Annotated in this window: 19 protein-coding genes; 6 read left to right on the forward strand and 13 right to left on the reverse strand. The window is 73.3% G+C overall.

What is annotated here, in order from left to right:
• Positions 1-65 precede the first annotated feature (65 nt).
• The 3 genes from ACGF5O_RS20135 to ACGF5O_RS20145 all read right to left on the reverse strand — a co-directional run bounded on the left by ACGF5O_RS20135 (position 66) and on the right by ACGF5O_RS20145 (position 3,114).
• A complete protein-coding gene (locus tag ACGF5O_RS20135) occupies positions 66-1,484 on the reverse strand; it encodes an NAD(P)/FAD-dependent oxidoreductase (protein WP_393811214.1) in 1,419 nt (472 codons plus the stop codon).
• 10 nt (positions 1,485-1,494) lie between these two features.
• Entirely contained in the window at positions 1,495-2,151 is a 657-nt protein-coding gene (locus ACGF5O_RS20140; RefSeq protein WP_393811215.1) for a rhomboid-like protein, read from the reverse strand.
• Positions 2,152-2,298: 147 nt separating this feature from the next.
• Positions 2,299-3,114, reverse strand: a complete 816-nt coding sequence (locus ACGF5O_RS20145) for an MHYT domain-containing protein (protein WP_393811216.1) — start codon at positions 3,112-3,114, stop codon at positions 2,299-2,301.
• 191 nt (positions 3,115-3,305) lie between these two features.
• On the opposite strand from ACGF5O_RS20145, the gene ACGF5O_RS20150 reads away from it, so the two are divergent.
• The gene (locus tag ACGF5O_RS20150; protein WP_393811217.1) at positions 3,306-4,700 is read left to right on the forward strand and encodes an aldo/keto reductase; all 1,395 of its coding nucleotides are present in this window, start codon (positions 3,306-3,308) and stop codon (positions 4,698-4,700) included.
• Positions 4,701-4,707: 7 nt separating this feature from the next.
• Here ACGF5O_RS20150 and ACGF5O_RS20155 read toward each other — a convergent pair whose 3' ends face one another.
• Entirely contained in the window at positions 4,708-5,088 is a 381-nt protein-coding gene (locus ACGF5O_RS20155) for a DUF4913 domain-containing protein (protein WP_393811218.1), read from the reverse strand.
• A 193-nt stretch (positions 5,089-5,281) separates the two neighbouring features.
• Here ACGF5O_RS20155 and ACGF5O_RS20160 point away from each other — a divergent pair, with 193 nt between their 5' ends.
• A complete protein-coding gene (locus ACGF5O_RS20160; protein WP_393811219.1) occupies positions 5,282-6,325 on the forward strand; it encodes an inositol polyphosphate kinase family protein in 1,044 nt (347 codons plus the stop codon).
• 145 nt (positions 6,326-6,470) lie between these two features.
• Positions 6,471-6,719 (forward strand): hypothetical protein, encoded by a 249-nt coding sequence (locus ACGF5O_RS20165; protein ID WP_393811220.1) that lies wholly within the window; start codon positions 6,471-6,473, stop codon positions 6,717-6,719.
• A gap of 96 nt (positions 6,720-6,815) precedes the next feature.
• On the opposite strand, the gene ACGF5O_RS20170 is transcribed toward ACGF5O_RS20165, so the two are convergent.
• From ACGF5O_RS20170 to ACGF5O_RS20205, 8 genes are all read right to left on the reverse strand, one after another.
• Positions 6,816-8,591: a type IV secretory system conjugative DNA transfer family protein gene (locus ACGF5O_RS20170; RefSeq protein WP_393811557.1), complete on the reverse strand. Its 1,776-nt coding sequence runs from the start codon at positions 8,589-8,591 to the stop codon at positions 6,816-6,818.
• A gap of 35 nt (positions 8,592-8,626) precedes the next feature.
• Complete coding sequence (locus ACGF5O_RS20175) at positions 8,627-10,372, reverse strand: ATP/GTP-binding protein (protein ID WP_393811221.1); 1,746 nt, start codon at positions 10,370-10,372, stop codon at positions 8,627-8,629.
• Positions 10,369-11,862 carry an SCO6880 family protein gene (locus ACGF5O_RS20180; RefSeq protein ID WP_393811222.1) on the reverse strand — a complete coding sequence of 498 codons (1,494 nt, stop codon included), beginning with the start codon at positions 11,860-11,862 and terminating at the stop codon, positions 10,369-10,371. Before ACGF5O_RS20180 ends, ACGF5O_RS20175 begins: the two co-directional genes overlap by 4 nt.
• Before the next feature lie 149 nt (positions 11,863-12,011).
• Entirely contained in the window at positions 12,012-13,238 is a 1,227-nt protein-coding gene (locus ACGF5O_RS20185) for a hypothetical protein (protein WP_393811223.1), read from the reverse strand.
• A 1-nt stretch (position 13,239) separates the two neighbouring features.
• A complete protein-coding gene (locus ACGF5O_RS20190) occupies positions 13,240-14,112 on the reverse strand; it encodes a hypothetical protein (RefSeq protein WP_393811224.1) in 873 nt (290 codons plus the stop codon).
• 20 nt (positions 14,113-14,132) lie between these two features.
• Positions 14,133-14,423: a hypothetical protein gene (locus ACGF5O_RS20195; RefSeq protein ID WP_362591663.1), complete on the reverse strand. Its 291-nt coding sequence runs from the start codon at positions 14,421-14,423 to the stop codon at positions 14,133-14,135.
• A gap of 131 nt (positions 14,424-14,554) precedes the next feature.
• Positions 14,555-14,833: a hypothetical protein gene (locus ACGF5O_RS20200; protein WP_393811225.1), complete on the reverse strand. Its 279-nt coding sequence runs from the start codon at positions 14,831-14,833 to the stop codon at positions 14,555-14,557.
• Positions 14,830-15,717, reverse strand: coding sequence for a DUF6668 family protein (locus tag ACGF5O_RS20205; RefSeq protein WP_393811226.1), 888 nt, complete (start codon positions 15,715-15,717; stop codon positions 14,830-14,832). The genes ACGF5O_RS20200 and ACGF5O_RS20205 overlap by 4 nt, the downstream gene beginning before the upstream one ends.
• A gap of 169 nt (positions 15,718-15,886) precedes the next feature.
• Between ACGF5O_RS20205 and ACGF5O_RS20210 the strand changes: the two genes are divergently transcribed.
• From ACGF5O_RS20210 to ACGF5O_RS20220, 3 genes are all read left to right on the forward strand, one after another.
• On the forward strand, positions 15,887-16,699 hold the full coding sequence (locus tag ACGF5O_RS20210) for a transglycosylase SLT domain-containing protein (RefSeq protein ID WP_393811227.1): 813 nt from the start codon (positions 15,887-15,889) through the stop codon (positions 16,697-16,699).
• Between the two features lie 17 nt (positions 16,700-16,716).
• Positions 16,717-17,592 carry a hypothetical protein gene (locus tag ACGF5O_RS20215; RefSeq protein WP_393811228.1) on the forward strand — a complete coding sequence of 292 codons (876 nt, stop codon included), beginning with the start codon at positions 16,717-16,719 and terminating at the stop codon, positions 17,590-17,592.
• 111 nt (positions 17,593-17,703) lie between these two features.
• On the forward strand, positions 17,704-18,363 hold the full coding sequence (locus tag ACGF5O_RS20220) for a sigma-70 family RNA polymerase sigma factor (protein WP_362591649.1): 660 nt from the start codon (positions 17,704-17,706) through the stop codon (positions 18,361-18,363).
• Here the strand turns inward: ACGF5O_RS20220 and ACGF5O_RS20225 are convergent.
• A complete protein-coding gene (locus ACGF5O_RS20225; protein WP_393811229.1) occupies positions 18,339-21,386 on the reverse strand; it encodes a BTAD domain-containing putative transcriptional regulator in 3,048 nt (1,015 codons plus the stop codon). The genes ACGF5O_RS20220 and ACGF5O_RS20225 overlap by 25 nt on opposite strands.
• Positions 21,387-21,490 lie beyond the last annotated feature (104 nt).

Consider the following 21,490-nt stretch of genomic DNA (forward strand, 5'->3'; position numbering starts at 1 on the left):
ATGGTCGCACACAGGTGGGACACAGCCTCAACGGGTTTCCGGGGGCGCCCGTGCGGGGCGTGACCTCAGTGCCGCCCGGCGACCCGGTCCGCGACCCGCGCCAGGCGCGACGACTCCGTGCTCGGGCGGAGCCGTTCGCGCTGGTCGGCGGCGCGGTAGGTGGCGTACATGCCCTGGACGCCGAGCCAGCGGAACGGCTCCGGCTCCCACCTGCGGACCTTGTGGTTCACCCAGGGCAGCTCGGTGAGGTCGGTGCGGCCGGCCTGACCGGAGTCGAGCCGCACGAGGTCCCGCAGGGTCCGGGCCGCGAGGTTGGTGGTGGCGACCCCGGAGCCGACGTAGCCGCCCGCCCAGCCGAGCCCCGTCGACCGGTCCAGGGTGACGGTCGCGCACCAGTCCCGCGGCACCCCGAGCACCCCGGACCAGGCGTGTTCGACCGCGACACCCGCCAGGGACGGGAAGAACCGGACGAGGATCTCGCGCAGCGCCTCGACCGTCGCGTCCTGCGTGCGGCCGTCGTTGTCGGTGCGCGACCCGAACCGGTACGGCACCCCGCGCCCGCCGAGCGCGATCCGCCCGTCGGCCGTGCGCTGCGCGTACATGTACGCGTGCGCCATGTCCCCGAGGGTCTCCCGGCCGTCCCAGCCCACCGACGCCCACTGCTCCGCCGTCAGCGGCTCGGTGGCGATCATCGAGGAGTTCATCGGGAGCCAGGTGCGCTTCTGGCCCTTCAGGTTCGCGGTGAAGCCCTCCGTGCAGCGCAGGATGTACGGGGCGCGGACCGTGCCGTACGGCGTGACGGCGTGCTGGGGCCGGATCTCGGTCACCGGGGTGGACTCGTGGATGTCCACACCGAGCGCCTCCACGGCCGCCACCAGGCCCTTCACCAGCTTCACCGGGTGCAGCCGGGCGCCGTGCGGGGTCCAGGTGCCGCCCACCGCGTCGGCGACGCGGATCCGCTCCCGGGTCTCCCCGGCGCCGTACAGCTCGCGGTCCTGCTCGCCGTACGACAGCTCGTGCGCGTGGAACGCCTTCAGCCGGGCCAGCTGGGCCGGGGTGGTGGCGACCTCCAGCACCCCGCCCTTGTGCAGGTCGGCGTCGATGCCCTCGGCCGCGGTGACCGCGACGACCTCGTCGACGGTGTCGTTCATGGCCTTCTGCAGGCGTACGGCGGCCTCGCGGCCGTGCAGCGCGGCGTACCGGTCGCGGCCGGCGATGCCGTTGTAGAGCCAGCCGCCGTTGCGGCCGGAGGCGCCGTAGCCGCAGAACTTCTGCTCCAGGAGGGTGATCCGGAGGAAGGGGGCGGCCTTCTTCAGGTAGTACGCGGTCCACAGGCCGGTGTACCCGCCGCCCACGATCACCACGTCCGCCGAGGTGTCACCGGCGAGCGGCTCCCGTACCGCCGGGAGGCCGTCGTCCGCGTACCAGAAGGAGATGCCGCCGTTGACGACCCCGCTTGCCGACCTGCTTGCCGAGCTGCTCATGACCTGGACGCTAACCCTTGAGGGCGGCCAGTGTCTCCTTCGGATTCCATGCTTTTCCGCGCCCTCTGACCAGCGGATAGCAGGCGAGACCGAGCAGGGCGGCGACGAAGTGACCGAGGTCGGTGAAGGTCGGCGACTCGGTCAGCGGCAGCCCGTAGACCAGCAGGACGGCCCCGAGGTACGCGTACCGCCAGGGCGTCGCGATCCGGTACGCGAGCACCGCGATCACCCCGGCCAGCGCGTAACTCACCCCGATGTCCAGGGTGTTGACCGCGGAGTGCGGGGCGATGCCGTCGTGGATCCCCTTCAGCAGCGCGCCCTCGCTGATCAGGGTGGCGAGCACGTGCGCGGTCACGCACACCGCCAGCCAGCGGACGGTGCCCAGCCAGCGTTCCGCCGGCGCGTGGAAGACGGTGTAGAGGAAGGCGTACGGCACCCAGTGCCCGCCCTCGATCCACATCGCGCTGGCCACCAGCACCCGCACCGGGTTGTCCGACAGCTCCCGGATGTTGGTGGACCGCTGCCGCAGGAACTGCTGCTCGAACTCCGGTGACATGTGGTGCACCGCCACGGCCGTCATGAAGAGAATCGCCAGCCAGATGTACGTACCGGGGGCGCTGCGGACGTACGTCCACACCCTGCCGCCGACTCCCCGGAGAAATCCCATGAGGCGATTCATGCACGACCGCAACGCCGGGTGCGTGAGTGACATTCCGGATGGGCTGATCATCTGATGCCGTCCGGCGGGTGCGGCGCCGTCGTGGCCGTTCGCGCAGTTCCCCGCGGTCCTGGGGTGGGGGGGCCGGGGCGCCGGCTACGGGGTCGTGTGCGGGGATCTCGCGAGGGCGTGCCGGGGTGTGCCGGGGGTCGTGCCCGGTGTGTTCCAGGGGCCGTCGCCCAGGACGACGTCCGGGTCGAACATGACGATCACGCCGGCCACCAGCAGGGCCACCAGCGGTCCGGCGAGCATCACCAGCAGGAACGACAGCAGCCCCACGGACGACTGGGCGGCCGGCGAGACCGCGTGCAGCCGGACCGTGACGGCGGCCATGCCCGTGTAGTGCATGCCGGTCACCGCCATCGCCATGACCAGGCTCGCCCCGAAGGCCGGCCAGGCCCCGCGCACCGAGACCGCCGCCCACAGGGCCGCGGTGGCGGCGACCACGGAGATCACCACGGACAGCACCACCTCCGCCGTCCGGTAGTGCACGGCTCCGTGCATCTCCAGGGCGGCCATGCCGACGTAGTGCATGGCGGCCACCCCGAGTCCGGTGAAGACGCCCGCCGCGGCCAGGTTCGCGGGTGCGGCGCCCCGGTAGCCGACGAGGAAGACGCCCACGGCGACCACGACGATCGCGATCACGAGGCTGAGCATCGTCCGCTCCGGGTCGTAGTCCACGGGGGTCTCCGCGACACCGAAGCCGATCATGGCGATGAAGTGCATGGTCCAGATGCCGCAGCCGAGCGACACCGCGCCCAGCAGCAGCCAGCCCGCCCTGTGACCCGGCCGGGCGCGGCGCAGCGACCGCGTGGTGCAGCGCAGGCCGAGCGCCGAGCCCAGGCAGGCCATCAGATAGGCCGTGACCGGAGTCATGGCGCCGTAGTGGAAGTTCGAGACTGTGCCGTTCATGGGAGCACTCCCTGCTGGTGTCTCACCGTGCGGTCCCGGGTCGTGGTGACCTCAACGGCTCGGCCGGGGCGGGCGGTTCAAGGGAGACGTGAACCGGGTTCCGAGCGTCCGCCGTTGTGTCGGTGCAGGAGTGCCTTGGCGTGGGACTGCCGGGGACACCGGAAGGCAGTGGAGAGGGGAGGCGGGTGCGCATGGCGCACAAGCCGTGGCCCGTGTTCGGGCTGGAAGGGCGGAGCACGCAGGACGTGCGGGACGCCGTGGATCTCGGCTACCGCCGGTTCGACGCGGGGGAGGGCTACGGCCGTACGACCGACGAACTGGCCGAGGCGGTCCGGGACAGCGGGGCTGACCGGGAGGAGATGGAGGTCCTCTACCGGTTCGACGTACGGCCGGACGAGAGCCGGGCCGATCTCAAGGCCAGGCTCCAGGAGGTCGCGGCGAAGTTCGACGGGCACCTCGACGCCGCGGTGATCGGCAATCTCGACGCGCCCGAGGAAAAGGTCAAGGAGGCCTGGGAGGTCCTGGGCGAGCTGAAGGAGGAGGGGACGGTCCGGCAGGCCGGGGTCGCCGGGGTCGAGCCCCGGCACGCGAACCTTCTCGTGGACCTCCGCCAGGAAGGGCGCATCGACGTCGTCGACTTCGCGCCGGAGGCCGCCGGACGAGGGCAGGGGCAAGGTCAGGGCGCGGGGGAGGGGTGGCGGAAGAACCTCCTCGACGCGTTGGGCGGCGAGGAGGACCTGCGGTACTACAAGGTGGTCCGGGCGCTGGGCGAACTGATGGGGCGGGCGGCGCAGCAGGCACCACGGACACCGCAGTCGCCGCAGTCGCAGCAGGAAGCGCCGACTCCTCAGGCCTCGCGGATGCCGTCGACGGCAGGGGCTTCACCGCGGACTTCGCAGACATCGGCGAACTCGCCGACTTCGCAGACGTCGCCGGGGCCGCAAGGGCCGCAGATGCCTCAGGGATCTCAGGGACCCCAGGGGCCCCAGGACCCGGCGGTGTCGCGTGCGCCGTATCCGCCGCGGGTGCCCGTGCCGTCCGCCCCCGCCCCCGTACGGGACATCGTCCTGCGGAACGACGACACGCCCCTCCCGGACGGGGTCCGGAAGCTTCTGGTGCCGCTTTACGAGGACCCGGAGCGGCTGCGGGAGGACGTGCGGGAGTTCGCGGGGGACGGAGCCGTGGACCGGGAGACGGTGAGCCGCTGGCTGATCGAGGAACAGGGGTTCGCCCGCGAGGAGTTGGAAGGCGTCACCGTGCCGGACCGGGTGGGGCTGCGGGGCGAGTACCGGGACATGAGGCTGGCCGACGTGCTCGCCGGGCACCTGGGCCCGAACCCGCGGGAGCAGGCGGTGGCGCACGAACTCGGCTACGCCCTGCTGCACGACGCCGACACCTGGAAGGAGGTCCGGCCGGCGCTGGACACGGTCGCGTACCCCCCGGCGCCGCCGTCGGTCGCCGAGGCGGCGGCGTTGCGCGGGGTCAACACGGAGTCGCTGGGCCAGGGCCCGACCAGGAGCGGGGAGAACGCCACCGTGCGACTGCCGTCGCTGACCGTGTCGGTGACGTCCACCCACTCCCGGTGACGGTGGCTCACTCCTCGTAGGGCGCCATCCCCGGGGGCTCCTTCTCCCGGTGACCGCTCGCCTTGCAGCCCGCGAACGGGCCGGAGGGATCGCGGAGCGCGTTCATGACGTGCGCGAGATGGTCACGGTGCCAGATGGCGGGGCCGGTCAACCCGGCGGCGGCGCTCGTCAGTTCCTGCCAGGACAGCCACAGGCCGTACAGCTGGGCCACGGCCTCGCGGTGCAGCCACCAACTGGTGCACCAGGGAGCCGTGGAGGTGACCTCCCGGCCGTAGACCGGCAGCAGGAGATGGCGCACCCACTGCGTCAGCCCCTGCAGGGCCTCGTCGTGTTCGGCGCCCGTCAGATAGAGGATGAAAACCGGCTTCTGCTGCGCTTGTTCGTCCACTTCGTGTTCTTCGCGTTCTCGCTGTTCCTGCACGGAGGGCATTCGAGGTACTCCGGTCCTTTGTGGGGTGGCCGTTTCACCCCGCACTACGCCAGGGGCCGGACGGGGGTTCAAGTGGATTCGGTTCGGTTGAACTCCCGCTCGTGCCGGACACGTTGTGGACTGCTGAGGTATCCCACAAAGGAGCGTTCGCATGGCCAAGGAAACGAAGAAGAACGAGGAAATCCACATCGAGCTGGGCTACGGCACCGATGAGGAACAGGAACAGGAACAGCAGAAAAAGGAGGCCAAGAGCGCGGGCGGCCACGGCGACCTCCAGTTCCTCGGTGCGGACCGGCAGATCGTGCAGAAGCCGGCCGGGAGCCACAACACGGAGAACGAGTTCTACGAACGGGTCCGGAACGGTGAGTACCCGGCGATGCAGGGTGTGGTGCCCCAGACCTACACCGCCGAACAGGTGCGCAACGCGCTGCAGAACGACCTGGACGACACCCAGAAGGCCGCCCTGGACGACAAGAAGTACGTGTACATGGAGAACATCGCGAACGTCCAGCAGAAGAAGGTCCTGGACATGAAGATCGGCTCTCAGACGACGAGCTACCGGGACAACACGGAGCAGCAGGGGAAGAGCGCCCCGGAAGCGGTCGTCAAGTCCATCAAGCTCAAGTTCTTCGACATCGCCACCGGGTCCGCCACCCGCAACTGGCGTGTGGTGGCCGGGGATGACGCGAACTCGAATCGTACGTTGGCCGGCATGAAGTCCGAGAAGATCCTGAGCAAGTTCTCGGACGATCCTGCGGTGTGGCAGCAGATGGTGGACAAGATGAAGGGCATCAGGGACGCGGTGAAGACGACCGACATCGGTCTGGTCGCCTCCAGCGTCTTCACGGTCTCGGGCAAGGACAAGACCGATGGAAATGCCGTGGTGGACGCGAAGCTCATCGACTTCGCTCATGTCATCGACGACAAAAAGCCCTTCGAGGTGACCAACGAAGGTGCCAAGATGTCGGGCGCGAAGGACAAGTTCAGGGACAACTTCGTCCAGGGGATGGACTCCCTGATCAAGACCTCGGAGAAGATCCTGGTGGAGAAGCAGACCGCCGCCGCCGCGAGCCTGGTCCCGGCCGGAAGCCAGAACCTCCAGAACAACGCCAGCTCGTCGCTGGCGTCCACGTCGGGCACGAACCCCGTTCCAGTCCTGCCCACCAACAACAACCCGACAAACCAGCTCAGTTAGTCACACGAGTGGGCGGGACCCGCACGGCGGGCCCATCGGGCCGGGCGCGGAACGCGCCCTGGACCGGTGGGCCCGCCGTGTCCGTGCGGCCGGGAGGCCGGGTGAGCAAGAGGCGAACGAGAGCCGAGGAGAGTCAAGGAGAGTCATGGACGGCGAGTTGGTGATTCAGGCGTTCGGCACGGTCACAGGGATCGGCTGTCTGGCACGCGCGGTGTACGAAGCCGTACGCGCGGTCCGGCCGCGGCCGTTCCTCCCGGGGCGGCGGACCGGCGGGGCGGGCGGGGACCGGCGTGCCGCCGCTCCCGGCCGGCAGCCGTGGGGCGCGGCCTTCGCCTGGTTCGTGTCCTGCACGCTGGCCTTCGGCATCGCTGCCGCGGTCGGTCTGTCGCGGTGACCACCGGCCCGTCGGGCAGGACACCGAGCGGGACGGCGGGCAGGACTTCGGGCCGGGAGCGGAACCCCGCTCCCGGCCCGAACCGTGTGGCCCCGGTTACGCGCCCGTCGAGGCCGGGTCCTTGTCCACCTGCTCCGTCGCCTTGGTGAGCGGCACCGGCCCGGCCCCCAGCCGGGCCGCCGCCCGCTCGGTGATGGCCGCCGTCTCCGCCTTCGCCGCCGCGGAGACGGGGCCCGCGTCCGGCTCCTTGTACCAGGGGCGCAGCCGGATCAGGGCCGGCCGGATGCCGGTGGCGAGGAGCAGGGCCGTGCCCTTGGGGAGGGCGCGGATCCGGTCCGGCGGCAGCACCGACTCCTGGCGGTAGGAGTAGGAGCGCGAGGTGCCTTCCTTGCTGCGGGAGACGCTGGGGGTGCGGACGTCGTGCTGGCCCACCAGGGTGGAGATCTTCTGCACGAAGTCCGCGTCGTCCAGGCCCGCGCCGAGCAGCTTGACGGTCGCCGCGCTCCACAGCGCGTCCATGCCGGCGTCGCCCCAGACCCGCGCCCCCTGCCGGTAACTCTGCAGCAGCGTCACGACGTTGATGCCGCGGGAGCCGAAGTGGGAGTACAGGTCGGGGAGGTCGGAGATGCGGCAGACGTTCGCCGCCTCGTCCAGGACCGCCGTCATCGGCGGGTCAAGGCGGCCGCCCATCCGTTCCGCCGCCACCACACCGGCCCGCATGGTGGCGTCCGCGATGCCCGCGATGACGCCCGCAGCCGAGCCGCCGCCGTCCTTGGACAGCAGGTAGAGGGTGTCGCGGCCGAGGACGTGGACGGCCGGCACGAACTCGGGCAGGTCCGGGTCCGGGGTCACCCAGGCCAGGATCTCCGGGTCCAGGAGACAGGAGACGGTCTGCCGGGCGGTCTCGTAGATGCCGTCCCTGGTCTCCACCGCGCCCCGGACGGTGCCCTGCAACTGGTCGGCCATCGCCGGGAGTCCGGCGTCCCGCAGCAGGTCGATCGGGGTGCGGTCGGCCGGGTCCGCGAGCCAGGACAGCAGCTCGCGGACGTCGACCCCGGCGCGCGCGGCGGCCAGGAAGAGGGCGGTCAGGGTGTTCTGGGCGGCGGCGATCCAGAAGTCCTTCTGGGACGAGTCGTCGTTGACCGACGCCACGAAGTGGCCGGCCAGCCGGCGGGCGCCCTCGATCGTCGTGCACTCGCCGAGCATGTTCCACCACATCTCGCGCGGGGTGTGCGCGATGCCCTGCGGGTCGAAGGTCCACACGGTGCCGGCCTCGGCGCGGGCGGCGCGGGTGACGGCGTACACGTCGGACTTGTTCGAGGTCAGCAGCACCGGGCCCTGCGCGCGCAGCACCCGGGGGATCGCGATGCCGGTGGACTTGCCGGCCCGGGGGGCCATCAGGTCCAGCTCCACGTCCTCGTAGGAGGAGCGGAGTTCGGGTCCTGAGGGGTCGAGGTCGCCGAGGAGGTTGCCGGTCTCGTCCGGGTCCAGGCGGTCCCGGCCCTTCAGGGTGGGGCGCAGGTCGCGGGCGCGGGCCGCGATGCCCTGCGGGCACATGCTGGCCAGCTCCCGGCTTCCGGCCAGCCCGGAGGGCCGCGCCAGCCGCTTCAGCACCAGTCGTACGCCGATGGCGACGGGCACCGCGAGCAGCGCGGGCAGACCGGCCAGGCCCGCGTACACCGCGGCGGGCGGCGCCCCGGGCCACAGCCGGGCCGGGCCGTCGGCGGCCAGCGTCGCCACGGTGGACAGCGCGAACGGCGGCGCGCTCCAGCCGTGCCCGCTGAGCCCGGCGCCCAGGGTGCCGCCGCACCACAGCAGCGTGAACACCAGCAGGGACACGGCGGCCACCGCGACGACCGCCCAGGACGCCATCTCCTGGCCGCCCCCGGCGGAGGGCCGCCCGGCGCTCATGCGGGCCTCCGCAGTCGGCTCAGTAGCATGGTCGGCGGGTCGTCCAGGGGCGCGGCACCGAACGCGGCGTCCTGCGGGGTGCCCTGCACGGCGTACTGCGCGGCCTCCTGCGGGACGACGACCTGCGGGGTGCCCTGCGGGACGGCCTCCACCGCGGCACCGGCACCGGCATCCACCGTCCCGACAGCCCCGGCCGTCCCGACAGCCCCGGCCGTCCCGGCAGCTTCGGCCGTTCCGATCGCGCCGAGGTCCACCACCCGGCTCGTCGTCACCCCGTTCGGGGTCCAGCGGGTGTTCGTGTCGTGGAGCCGGCGTTCCACGTCGGTGATGGCGACCCGGATCGGGATGCCGGGACGGCCGCCGACCTTGATGAGGAAGCGGCCCCGGCCGGGCGGCTCCTCGTGGTCGCCGGACGTGCCCCAGCCGGGCGGGGACGACCAGGAGGAGACCAGCTCGATCTCCCGCTGGGACAGGCCCACGACCTTGCCCAGATCCTCCATCTCGGCCCGCGGCAGACCCGCGCACACCACCATCCCGGCCCGCTCCACGAACCCGCGTGCCTTGGCCCGGTCCGAGTCCGTGCCCAGGGCCTCCGCGTCCTTCAGGGTGTGGGTGATCTTCGCGTCGCCGAGGCCGAGCGAGCGGTTGAGGCGGGTGAGCGCGTCGATGCGGTCGACGATGCCGGAGGCGGCCCGCAGCGGTCGCCACAGCTCGTCGAGGACCGTGAAGAACCAGCGGCGGGGCGCAAGGCCCGCGTCCGCCAGCGCGTGCGCCGCGGCCACCGTACCCAGCCCGTCCGACCAGGCGGCCAGCATCGCCGCGGCGGTCAGCTGGGTGTCCGCCTCCCCGATGCCGGAGATGTCGATGCACACGGCGGGCGCGTCCGGGTTGATCCTGGTGGACGTCTCGGAGGCGAAGGTGTCGCCGAGCGGCCCGTCCAGGATGCCCAGCAGGGACCGGTGCAGCGGGTCCACGGCGTCCCGGTAGCGGGTGTCGTCGCCCCGGTCCAGGGTCACCGCCCGCACCCGGTCCGGCCCCTCGGTCAGCACCCGCAGCAGATCGGGCAGCAGCAGCGAACGGCCGGCCGGGGTGCGCTCGCGCAGATGGTGCAGGACCGCGGAGAGCACTGACTGCTCGTGGTCGTCCATCGGACGGCCGCGCACGATGGTGATCAGCGCCGCCACCATGTTCAGGACGCGGCCGTGCGTCTCGGCCTTGAGGACCTCGCCGGCCTCCCCGCCGATCCGGGCCGCCGCCGCGCCCATCGCGCCCGGGTCGAGGACGTTGATGCCGCCCCGCCCGCGCCCGATGGAGATCACCTGACCGCCCAGCGCCCGCACGGTGTCGGCGTAGTCGGGCTTGAGGTCGCCGAGGACCAGCGGTACGACCCCGGTCGCGGCGAGCCCGATCAGCATCCGGTTGACCAGCGTGGACTTGCCGAGTCCCGGCATGCCCAGCATGAACAGGGACGGGTTGGAGATGTACCGGGCCCGGGTGAACCAGTTCAGCGGGTCGCCGCACACCGTGGCCCCGGTGAACAGGTGCTGCCCGAGCGGCACCCCGGTCATCGGCGAGCCGGAACCCGCCGCGAACGGCCACATGCCGCAGGCCTGCACGGTGGTGGCCCGCCACATGGTCGGCGGGTCCATGTGCCCGACGCGCCCGCCACCGGGTCCGGCCCAGCCACGGGCCGGCACGTACAGCCGGTCGGCCGGCTTCTTCTTGCTGTCGCGCCTGCTCACAGTGCCTCCTGCAACTGCTGCGGAACCAGGGTCTGCTCCCAGGGCAGCAGCCCGGCGGGGAGCGTGCAGTTGAAGGCCGCCGCCTGCATCCGGTCGGCGGCCCGCAACTGCACGCGCGCGGCGGCCGACAGGTTGCGCACGGTCACTCCGGCGTCGGCGAGTTCCGCGTCCGAGTCCACGGTGACCGTCAGCATCAGCGAGAACTCGACGAGCCCCGCACCGGCCGCCTCCTCGGCCGCCGCCTGCTCGGCCGCGCGCACCTCGGAGGCGGCGCGGGCCTGCACCATGCCCCGACCGGACGTCGCCATGAACTGGGCGCTGCGCCGGTCGGACTCCACGATCCGGGCCGAGGTGGCCGGGTCGATGGGCCGGTAGACCAGCGCGACCCGCTTGCGCCGGGTGCCGGGCGCCGCCTCCAGCAGCCCGCGCAGCACCGAGGACCGTACGGTGCCCCGGGGCGCCAGCGTCAGCAGCCAGGTCCGGGAGACGCCCGAGTCGTGCTGGTAGCTGCCGACGGTCTCGACCGCGGCGGCCGGCCCGGCGTCCTCCCACTCCAGGCCGGTACCGCCGTGCTGGGCGCGGGCGTTGAGCACGTCGGGGGCGACCGCCGGGTCGTAGGCGACGCGGACGACCTCGGCGATGCGCTCCGCGGACAGCGGGTAGGCCGCGCCGCCGCCCGCGCCGACCAGCCCGCTGAGCAGGCCGGGGATCCGGATCGCGAGGTCGGTGAGGATGTCGTCCGGGCCGCGTTTCTGGCCCGGCGGGGTGCCGTAGGTGAGGGTGACGTACGTGTGCATCTCGGAGGAGGCGCTCGGATAGCGCTGGACGACCTCCTCCATCACCGCGCGGGCGGCGGGCGGGGCGTCGGGGGCGATACGGGGCAGCACCTCGTTGGCGAGCCGGGTGCCCGGGTCGGGGGCGGTCTCCACGATCACGGCGGCGCCGCGCAGCCCGGGTTCGTGGGCGAGCCGGGCCAGCCAGTCGCCCCACATCGCCACCCACACGTCGACCTGGTCGGGGTCGACCAGGGAGCCGCCGTCGGGGTCGCAGCCGAGGACGATCGTGTACTGGCCCCGGGCCGCGTGGTGCAGCACGCCGAACGGGCGGTCGTAGGCGTCCCGGCCCTCGTGCATGGTGACCTTGTTCAGCAGCCCCGGCGGGCGGAACCGGCCGCCGGGACGGCGGGAGAGCGGGCCCGAGACGTAGAGGTGGGCGCCCTTGCGCTTGCGGCGGCGCCAGCCGATCCGCAGGGTCATCAACTGGTAGACGTTGCGGCCGTCCTGGGTCCGGACGGCGAGCGGGACCAGGAACAGCAGCAGCGGTCCGATCACGACCAGCGCCGCGGTCAGCGAGATCAGCGACACCAGCAGGGTCAGGATCAGCCCGCCGAAGACACCGAAGGTGCCGACGAGCCCGAGCGGACCCAGACCCGGCCTGCGCGGACGACGCCAGTTCCCGTAGGTGGGATGGGTGACGGCTTCCGTGGACATGGGAGGGGACCTCCTTCTCGTGTGAGGTGTGAGGTGGGTGGGGTGGGAGGTGTTGACGTGGGAGGGGAGGGGTGGCTGATGTGGTGTGTCTGCCGGCGGCCGGTGGGGGCTTGTCGCGCGGTTCCCCGCGCCCCTTTGGGGCGCTGTGCTCAGCTGTTGTGGCCCCGGTCGCCGTCCGCGTCCTGGACGGCGCCGGAGGCGACGCGGCCGACGAACTGGGCCGCGGCGACCGCGGCTGCCGCGGGCCCTGCCGCCGCCGCGGCACCGGCCGCACCGGCACCACCGGCCGCGCCCGCACCGCCCGCGGACCCGGCACCGCCGGCGGACCCCGCGGATCCGCTGGACCCCGCCGAGCCGGCCGAACCCGTCGTACCGGCGGAGCCGTTGCCGCCGCTCGCGCCGCTGCCGCCACTCGTACCGCCGGTGCCCGACGCGCCCGAGGGGCCCGCCTGGCCGGCCCCGCCACCGCTGCCGCCGCCGCCCGTCGACCGAGCGCCCGAGGCGAGCGAACCGGCCGTGGACATCGCGACGGACATCGCGTTGCCGCTGCCGAGCGCGGCCGTGGCGGGTACGACGAGCTTCAGCAGCGCGGGCAGCGCGATCGCGGACAGCAGCATCACGCCGATACCGGCGATGCGCTGGTTGATGTCACCGTTGCCGTCGTCCCCGCCCTGACCACCCGCGGTGAAGATCGCCGAGCCCGCGAACAGCACGAGTCCGGCGGCCGGCTTGTAGAGCAGCCAGGCGACCATCCAGCCGATGTGCTTGCGCCACCAGCCGCCGCCCCAGTCGGTCATCGAGGCGGCCGCGGCCAGCGGCAGCGTGCCCAGCAGCAGGATCATCACGCCGAGCCGCACGAACAGCAGGATGGTCTGCACGATCCCGGCGACCAGCAGCAGGAAGGCGAGGATCAGCAGCAGAAAGGACTCGATGTCGGTCTGGCAGCCGAAGTTGTCGAGCTGGTTCTGCGCGCCCTGGGCGAAGAGTTCGTCGGCGTACTGGTCGGAGAGCCGGGCCGCCGCCGTGAGGACGGTGGTGGCGGCACCCGCGACGAGGATCATCCGGATGACGCCCTTGAGCGCGGTACGGCCCGCGTCCCCGCGCCGCTCCAGGGCCATCCGGGCGGCGGCGAAGAGCAGTGAGCCGACGGCCAGATAGACCACGATGCCCTGGGTCTGGTCGTCGACCGCGCGGGCCGAGTCCTCCCCGGCCAGGGTCGGGATGGCGGTGGTGAGGCTGCCGAACACCGAGATGGCGGCCGACAGCACGGTGTTCGCGATCCCCGCGACGATCGTGCCGATGGGGTCGCCGAGGAAGTCGAAGAAGCCCTTGGCCGCGTCGGCGATCGGGTTGCCGGTGGTACAGGTCGTCGCCATCTCACACTCCCCAGAGGAGGAAACCGCCGGGACCGGAGACGGTCCGGACGGGGGTGTGCAGCGAGCCGTCGGCGGCGGGCGCGACCTTCCAGTCGCCGTCGCCCCAGCGCAGCCCGACGTTCGTGGCGGCGTAGCCGCTGGCCGTCTTGATGAGCAGCGCCACCGTCGCGGCCGACTTCTGGTACGACAGCACGGAGAACCCCGCGTACGCGGCCGAGGAACCCGAGGCGCCCTGCGGTGAGTCGGGCACCGTGGCGCGCTGGGCGACGAACAGGTCACGGCCGCGGCCCGCGACCACCTGCGTCCGGGCGACCGTCCGCCAGGCGGACCCGCTCATCTGGGACGGGATGACGTGCGCGGCGAGCGCGGCGCCGGTCGGGGTGTGCGCGAAGCACCACCACACCGGTCCGGTCGTCATGGTGGGGCCCGCCGAGGCGGAGACCGGCACCCGGGTGCCGGACAGGTCGCGCCACTGCACGTCGTCGGGTACGGCCGTGGGCGGCGCGGTGTCCCCGTCGCCGGTGCCGTCGCCGGTGGCACAGCCCTCGGGGCGGCCACCGCGCATGGTCGGCAGGGCCACCACCTGCCCGCCGCGCGCCGAGACCGGGCCGTCGCCGCTGCCCGAGCCACCGCTCCTGGTCAGCGCCACGACGGCGGCCACGAACAGCACGACGGCGAAGAAGCCCGCCGACAGCTGCCAGCTGCGCTGCCGCCAGAACGGGCGGGGCCCGTCCTCGGCCCACTGCGGACGCGGGACGGGGGTGTCCTCGCGCGGGGCGCGCCGGTGCAGGCCGGCCGGTTCCCGTCGTACCGGGGTCTCGTCCCGCCAGGGGACGCCGAAGCCGTCCTGACGGTCGTTCGACTTGTCTCGCATGAGGATCGTCTCCCGCCGGCTCACTGGAAGACGAACTGGATCAGCGGGCCGGCGGTGGCCACCAGGACACAGCCGCCGAGCACCATGCCGAGCCGGCCCATGTGCTCCGAACTCTCCCCGCGCTTGAGGGAGATGGCCATCATCGCGCCGGTGATCAGCACGCCGGCGACACCGGCCGCAGTGCCCGCCCAGGCGGCTATGCCCAGCACGGTGTTGACCTTGCCGGTGAGCTGGTCGGGTGCGTTGCGGGTGGGGTCGGGTACCGCGCCGTCGGCCAGCAGGACCGAGGCCGAGTGCAGGAGTGTGCTCATGATGCCCTCCGTGAATCATGACGAAAGTGGATGAAGCTGGATGAAAGGTGTATGGGTGGGTGTGCGGAGACGCGTCACCGCGGATACGGGGATGGGGCGTGAGGCGTGAGGCGTGAGGCGCGGGGCGGGGCTCAGATGGACAGGTCGCCCAGTGCGGCGACCAGTGGGCCCGCCGAGGCCGCGATCACGCAGCCGAGCAGGACGAAGAAGACGCCCCGGAAGTGTTCGCCGCCCTCGCCCGGGTCGCCGCGGCGGAGCTGGAGCGCCATCTGGATGCCGATGGTGATGAGCCCGGCGACGCCGCAGGCGGACGCGGACCAGGCGAGGATGCCGAGGATCTGGTCGCCGTCGGCACCCGGGTCGAACGCGGCCAGGGTGAGGGGCAGGCCGGCCGGGCCGGTCGGGGTCATCGGCCGTCCTCCTCGTCCCCGAGGCGTACGTCCCCGAGGCGTACGCCGATCAGGTCGGCGAGTGCGGAGAATTCGCGCGGCAGGGTCTTCGGCCGGCCGCCCACCCGCCAGGCCGGCACCCACGGCACCCACTGGACCGGCGCGACCGACGCGATGATCCGCACCCGGCGGGTCAGGCTGAACGGCAGCCGTCCCGGGGCGTCCGCGACCAGGACCAGCGACAGCAGGTCCAGGCCCTCGGGGGCGCGTCCCTCGCGCAGCGCGTTCAGGACCTGGGCGACCGCCTGGAGGCCGTCGGCGTTGGTGCGGCCCACCACCATGAGGCGGCTCGGCTCCCCGGCGGCCGGGTCGGGCCACCTGCTCCCCGCGTCCATGCCCCCGAAGAGCCCCGCCAGCGTGCTGGCACCGGCCCCGCCGTGCGCCTTCACCCAGCACACGGTCCGCTGCGCACGGCGGCCGGACCGGGGCGGTTCGGACTCCGGCGGCGCGTTCCAGGAGGCCGCGGGATCGGGCACCGCCGGGGGTGTCGCCCCGGTCCGGCGCCGATGCCGGCGGCCCTGCACGGGGGCGCCGGGCAGGAGGGCCGGTTCGGGAGCGGCTTCGGGTGCCGCTTCGGGAACGGGCGCGGGTACGTGGGCCGGTGCGGGCGCCGACAGGTACGCCGCCATGGGTTGCGGTGCGGGCGCTGCCTCGGCGGCCGGTGCCGGTGCGGGCGCGGCTGCGGGTGCGGGTGCCAGGGTCGACAACGGCACCGGCACCGGCATCGGCATCGGCATCGGTACCGGCACCTGAATCGAGGTGGTGGGGGCGTCGGTTCCGCCGTAGGCGGTCGGGCCGCGTACCCAGGACTGCGGTCCCGGCGGAGTGGTCGGTGGAGCGGTCATGCGCGTGCCGCCTTGTCTCTCATGTCGTTGATGCCCATCCGGTTTCCCATGGTTTGAACCTGTTTGCTTTCCGGCCCGTTTGAGTCTCACGAGTCCGTTGGACCTCACAACGCACGGTCACCCCGGGCGGTTCAAAGGCACCGGCGGCCGGAAGGGAGAAGGCACACACATGAGTTCAGGTTCGGAAGAGGGAACGGGAGACGGCACCGGCGAGGCGGCCTCGGCCGCCGTGCGCAACGCGCTGGCCGTCTCCGGCTGCGGCTGCCTGCTGTCGCCGGTGGTGCTGCTCGGCGCGGTGGTCGTGATCATCATCATCGGCGGGTTCGGGGTGGTCCTGGCGCCCCTGATCGCGCTGATCACGGCGTTCGGCGGGGGCGGAGGCGGCGGCGGACAGCCCTCCGCGGACGACCTGATCGCGGTGTTCCAGGGCGACGGCAAGGGGGAGCTCGACCCCGCCGCCGTCCCCGCCGATCTCGTCGCCCCCATCCAGAAGGCGGGCACGCTGTGCGACGCGATCGGGCCGACGGTGATCGCCGCGCAGATCGAGCGCGAGTCGAACTACAACCGGACGCTGGTCGGACCCGACGGGTCCCAGGGCATCTCACAGCTCCCGCCCGCGGTCTTCGCGCGGTTCGGCGAGGACGAGGACGGCAACGGCAAGACGTCGGCGCTCGATCCGGCCGACTCGATCGTCGCGCAGGGCCGTTTCATGTGCGACCTCGCCGGCCAGGCCCAGCAGCTCATCGACAGCGGCGCGGCGAACGGCTCCGTCCTGGACCTCGCGCTGGTCGGCTACGACCAGGGCCTGGACGCCGTCCGCCAGGCCCAGGGCGTGCCGAAGACCAACGAGGCCCAGGGCTACGTCGCCGGGGTACGGGCCCTGCTGGCCAAGTACGAGGGCCTCGTCACGCCACCACCGACGACGACCTCGCCGCCCGCACCGCCGCCTGCCGCCGCGACGCCCGCTCCGGACACCCAGTGAAGTCGAGGAGTACGACCATGGAAACCAACCACGGGGGCGACCGGGAGAACGGCGCTCATGTCGACGTCTTCCTCTCCGACGACGGAGCGGCGCTCGTCGACGGTGTGCCGCTGTTCCCCGAAGCTGGCCGGTCCGTCCAGGAACTGGTCCTGGACCTGCTCCAACGGCGGGCACGGGAACGGGGGACACCGGTCACGGCATGGGTGCACGACCGCCCCGGCGCGACCCGCTTCCACCTGCAGGTCGCCCCGGACGGCTCCAGCCACGTCCTGCCCGCCACGCCCGCGACGCCTACGCCCATGCCGGCGACGCCTACGCCCGCGACGCCCGAGCCCCCGCCACCGGCACCGGCACCCGTGGCCGTCCGCTCAGCCGCCGCCCTCGTCCCGGCCCCCCTCGCCCCCCTCGTCCCCGCCTCCCTCGCGGCCCGGATGGAGCGGCTCGTCGACGACGTGGCCGTGCGCGAGCTGGAGCAGGCGTACGAACTGGCGAGCACCCTGCGGAAGCGGCTCGCGCAGGTCGACGGCGGTACGCATCCGTACGTGTGGGAGGTGCGGGCCCTGGAGTCCGTGCTCGCCCGGCTGCGCGACGGACGGCGGCAGACCGTCGTGCCCGCGCTGGCCGTGGCCCGGGTCCGCTGCCGCGGCGGGGATCCGCGGGCCGCCGACGCCGTGGCCCGTGCCGCCGCGGCCTGGGGCGCCCTCGACGACCCGCGGTCCCTGCACGGTCACGGCCGTGAACTGCTTGAACTGTGGGACGAGTTGGCGCGGCGCGAGCTGCTGCCGCCGGCCCATGCCGAGGTGGTCACGGCGGTCCGCCGCTACGTCGACGGGGTCGTACACCAGGCGTCAACGGAACGTGGATCCCGGATCGGCACACTCGGACCGGGTTGAGGGCCACCGGCAGCGGCTCTCGCCGCCGCACCCCGCCCCAGTCGTCCAAGTCATCTCATCGGAGCACGGAATTTCTCGGCCCACGGGGGTCGACCACACCGAGGAACGCCCATGAACCTGACTGTCATCGGATCGGCCGCCGCGGTCTCGCCCGAGGAACGGGCGCTGCACGGCCTCTACAAGGCGCACGGTCCCGCCCTGTACGCGTACGTCGTGCGGCTGGTCGGCGGGGACTGCCACCGTGCGGAGGACATCGTCCAGGAGACGTTGCTGCGCTGCTGGAAGAACGCGGAGAAATGGAACGGCTGGGCCGACCCCGCCGACGCGGCGCAGGTGTCCGTGCGGCCCTGGCTGTTCCGGGTGGCCCGCAACCTCGTCATCGACGGCCACCGCACGCGCCGCGCCCGCCCGGTGGAGGTGGACGGCAGCGCCTGGCTCGGCGAGAAGTCCGCCGTGGTGGCCGGGACCGACGACATCGACCGGATGCTCTCCGCGATGGTGCTGCGGGAGGCGCTGGACGCGCTCTCGCCCGCGCACCGGGAGGCGCTGGAGGCGACGTACTTCGCGGACCGCACCACGCAGGAGGCGGCGGAGGCCCTCGGCATACCGCACGGGACCGTGAAGTCCCGGGTCTACTACGCCCTGCGCAACCTCAAACTGGCCCTCCAGGAACAGGGGATCTCGCTGGGCGAGGGCCCGCCGCCCCCGCCCCCGCCGCGGACCGGGCCCGCCTTACCCGGCGGCGGTCACGCCGAACGCGACCCCTCCTGATGCCCCGCCGCCTCCCTCGCGACACCGGACGGGCCGGTGCCGGCCGCGCCGCCGTCCACCGCGCCGGTCTCGCCCAGCGCGCGCAGGTCCTCCCGTACCTCCTCCGCCTCCGGGTTGCCGGCCTCGGCCAGCAGGACGACCGCCCTCGACCAGGCCGCCCGCGCGGCGGCCGGGTCGCCCGCGGCGCGGTGGGTGGCCCCGAGGTGCCGCAGCGAGTCGGCCTCCATGTAGCGGTCGCCGATCTCCCGGAACAGCTCGACCGACCGCTCGAACCGCGGGACGGCCCCGTCGTACCGGCCGAGATGGTGCAGCGCGTAGCCGAGGCTGTCCTCCGCGGAGGCCAGGCCGAACAGGTCGCCGGTCTCCCGGTACACGGTGATGGCCTGCTCGCACTCGCGCAGCGCCTTCTCGTGCTCGCCGAGCAGGATGTACGTCCAGCCGACCTCGTTGCGCACCCCCGCCTCGCCGTTGCGCAGCCCCAGTTCCCGGTAGAGCGCGAGGGCACGGTCGTAGTGGCCGAGCGAGACGTCGTGCCGGCCCGCCTGGTTGGTCTGGAAGGCCAGCGAACGGCGGGTGAGGGCCTCGCCGAAGCCGTCGCCGGCCTCCTGGAACAGCTCCAGGGCGTGTTCGAGCTGCCGCATGCCCTCCGCGCGGCCGAGCCGCAGCGCCGAGTAGCCCAGTCCGCGCAGGGCGTGCGCCTGGCCGACGCGGTCGCCGAGGGCGCGGGCGGCGCGCAGGGCGATGGCGTTGATCTCGACGAGGTCGTGGTTGTAGCCGAGGCGGTTGAAGTACAGGTCCAGCGCGCAGGCCGTGCGCCAGGCGTGCTCGTCGTAGCCGTGGGCGGCGGCGTGCGCGACGACCGCGCCGAGCACCTGCCGTTCGGTGCGCAGCCAGGTGGTGGCCTGCTTGCGGTCCTCGAACCGGCCCGGGGAGCTGCCCGGCACGGCTTCGGGCAGCGGCACCATCGCGTGGAACGGCCCGAGCACGGCGGCCGCGTGGTGGGCGGTGCGCAGATAGTGGTCGTGCATGCGCAGCAGCGCGCGCCCGGCCGCGGAGCCCCCCGCCGCCGCCCCCGCCTCCTCCGCCTCCCCTTCAGCCTCCGTCTCGGTCTCCGTCTCCGCAGCTGTCTCTGTCTCCGCCTCCGCCTCCGCGAGTTCCGTCGCGTACGCGCGCAGCAGGTCGTGGAAGACGAAACGGCCCGGGGAGCGCTCCATCAGCAGGTTCGCGGTGGTGAGTTCGGCCAGCAGGGTACGGACGGCCCTGACCGGGACCCCGGCCAGGGCGGCCGCGGCCGGGCTGGTGAGGTCCGGGCCGGGGTGCAGGGCGAGCCGGCGGAAGAGTTCCGCGGTGGCGGGCGGCAGCGCGCGGTAGGACCAGGAGAAGACGGCCCGCGCGTCCGTCTCGGCGTCGCCGCCGGCGAACGCGTCGAGGCCACCGTGGTTCTCCCGCAGCTCGTCGGCGATGTCCGCGAGCCGGAAGCCGGGGTGCTGGGCGGCGCGCGCGGCGGTGATGGCGAGGGCCAGCGGAAGCCCCGCGCACAGGCCGACGATGGCGTCCGCCGCCTCCGGTTCGGCCGCGACCCGGGCCGGGCCCAGCCGTCGTACGAGCATCTCGCGGGCCTCTTCCGGGGTCGGCGGGCCGAGCGTGAGCGGGTACGCGCCCTGTCCCGCGACCAGGCTGCTGAGCCGGGACCGGCTGGTGACGACGACCAGGCAGCCGGGGGTGCCGGGCAGCAACGGCCGGACCTGCTCGGCGTCCCGCGCGTTGTCGAGGACGATCAGGACCCGGCGCCGGGCGAGGACACTGCGGTAGAGCGCGGCCTGGGCGTCGAGTCCGTCCGGGACCGAGCCGGGGGGCACGCCGAGCGCGACGAGGAACGTCTGGAGCGCGTACGAGGGGGGCATCCCGGCGCCGCCGGGGTCGTAGCCGCGGAGGTTGACGTAGAGGGCGCCGTCGGGGAAGCGGCCGGCGACGCGGTGGGCCCAGTGCACGGCGAGGCTGGTCTTGCCGGTGCCGGCCATCCCCTCGACGAGCACGATCGTCGCACCGGCCGGGGGCCCGTCCTCGGGCAACAGCGCGGTGGCACGGTCGAGTTCACTGCGGCGGCCGGTGAAGACCGGCAGATCGGCGGGTAGTTGCGCGGGTTGCAGGGCGGCCCTGGGCAACGGCGCTGTCCGCGAGGGCGGTTGCGCGGCTGCCGGGTCCCCGGCGGGGCTCGCGGCACCCCGGGCGGCCGGTTCCTCCGGCTCCCCTTCCCCCGCCAGGATCCTGGCGTGCAGCGCGCGCAGCGACGGCCCCGGTTCGATGCCCAGCTCGTCGACGAGGGTCCGGCGGGTACGGGCGTACTCCTCCAGTGCCTCGGCCTGCCGGCCCGCCCGGTACAGGGCGAGCAGCAGCAGTTCGCACACGTTCTCCCGCAGCGGATGCGCGTCCCGCAGCGCGGCCAGCTCCGGCAGCACCGCCTCGTGGCGGCCGAGGTCGAGCTCCAGGCGCAGCCGGGTCTCCAGCATGCCCAGCCGCCGCCGGTCTAGATGGGTGCGCTCGGCCTCGGCGTACGGGCCGGGGACGCCGGCGAGCGGGGTGCCGGACCAGGTGCCGAGTGCGGTGCGGAGCAGGTCGGCCGCGCTGCCCGGGTCGCCGGCCGCGCGGTGCCGCTCGGCGCGGGCCACGTACTCCTCGAACGTGTCGAGGTCGCTGGAGACCGCGTCGGTGCGCAGGGCGTACCCGTCGCCGAGGGACACCACCAGCCGGGGCGGCTCGCCGGTCTCCCGCTCCGGTTCCAGGAGTTTGCGGAGCCTGGAGACGTAGGTGCGCAGCACCGAGACCGCGCCGGGCGGCGGGTCGGTGCCCCAGACACCGGCCACCAGGTCGCCGAGCCCGGCCGCGCGGCCCCGGCGCAGCAGCAGCCCGGCCAGGACGGCGCGCTGCTGGGGCGATCCCAGTTCCAGTTCGGACTCGGCCCGCCACGCGCGCAGGGGGCCGAGCAGCGAGAACCGGAGCGGATCCGTACCGGTTGCCTTCACAGGGCCGGAGAGTAGCGAGCGGATTGCGGAACGTCAGCCGGATGAGGCGAATTGGCCGGTCGGCCGCAGGTCATCGGCGGGATTGTGCGGGCCGTTCCCGCAGG

Source organism: Streptomyces sp. NPDC048291, assembly GCF_043201715.1.
In the GTDB taxonomy this organism is placed as follows: domain Bacteria; phylum Actinomycetota; class Actinomycetes; order Streptomycetales; family Streptomycetaceae; genus Streptomyces.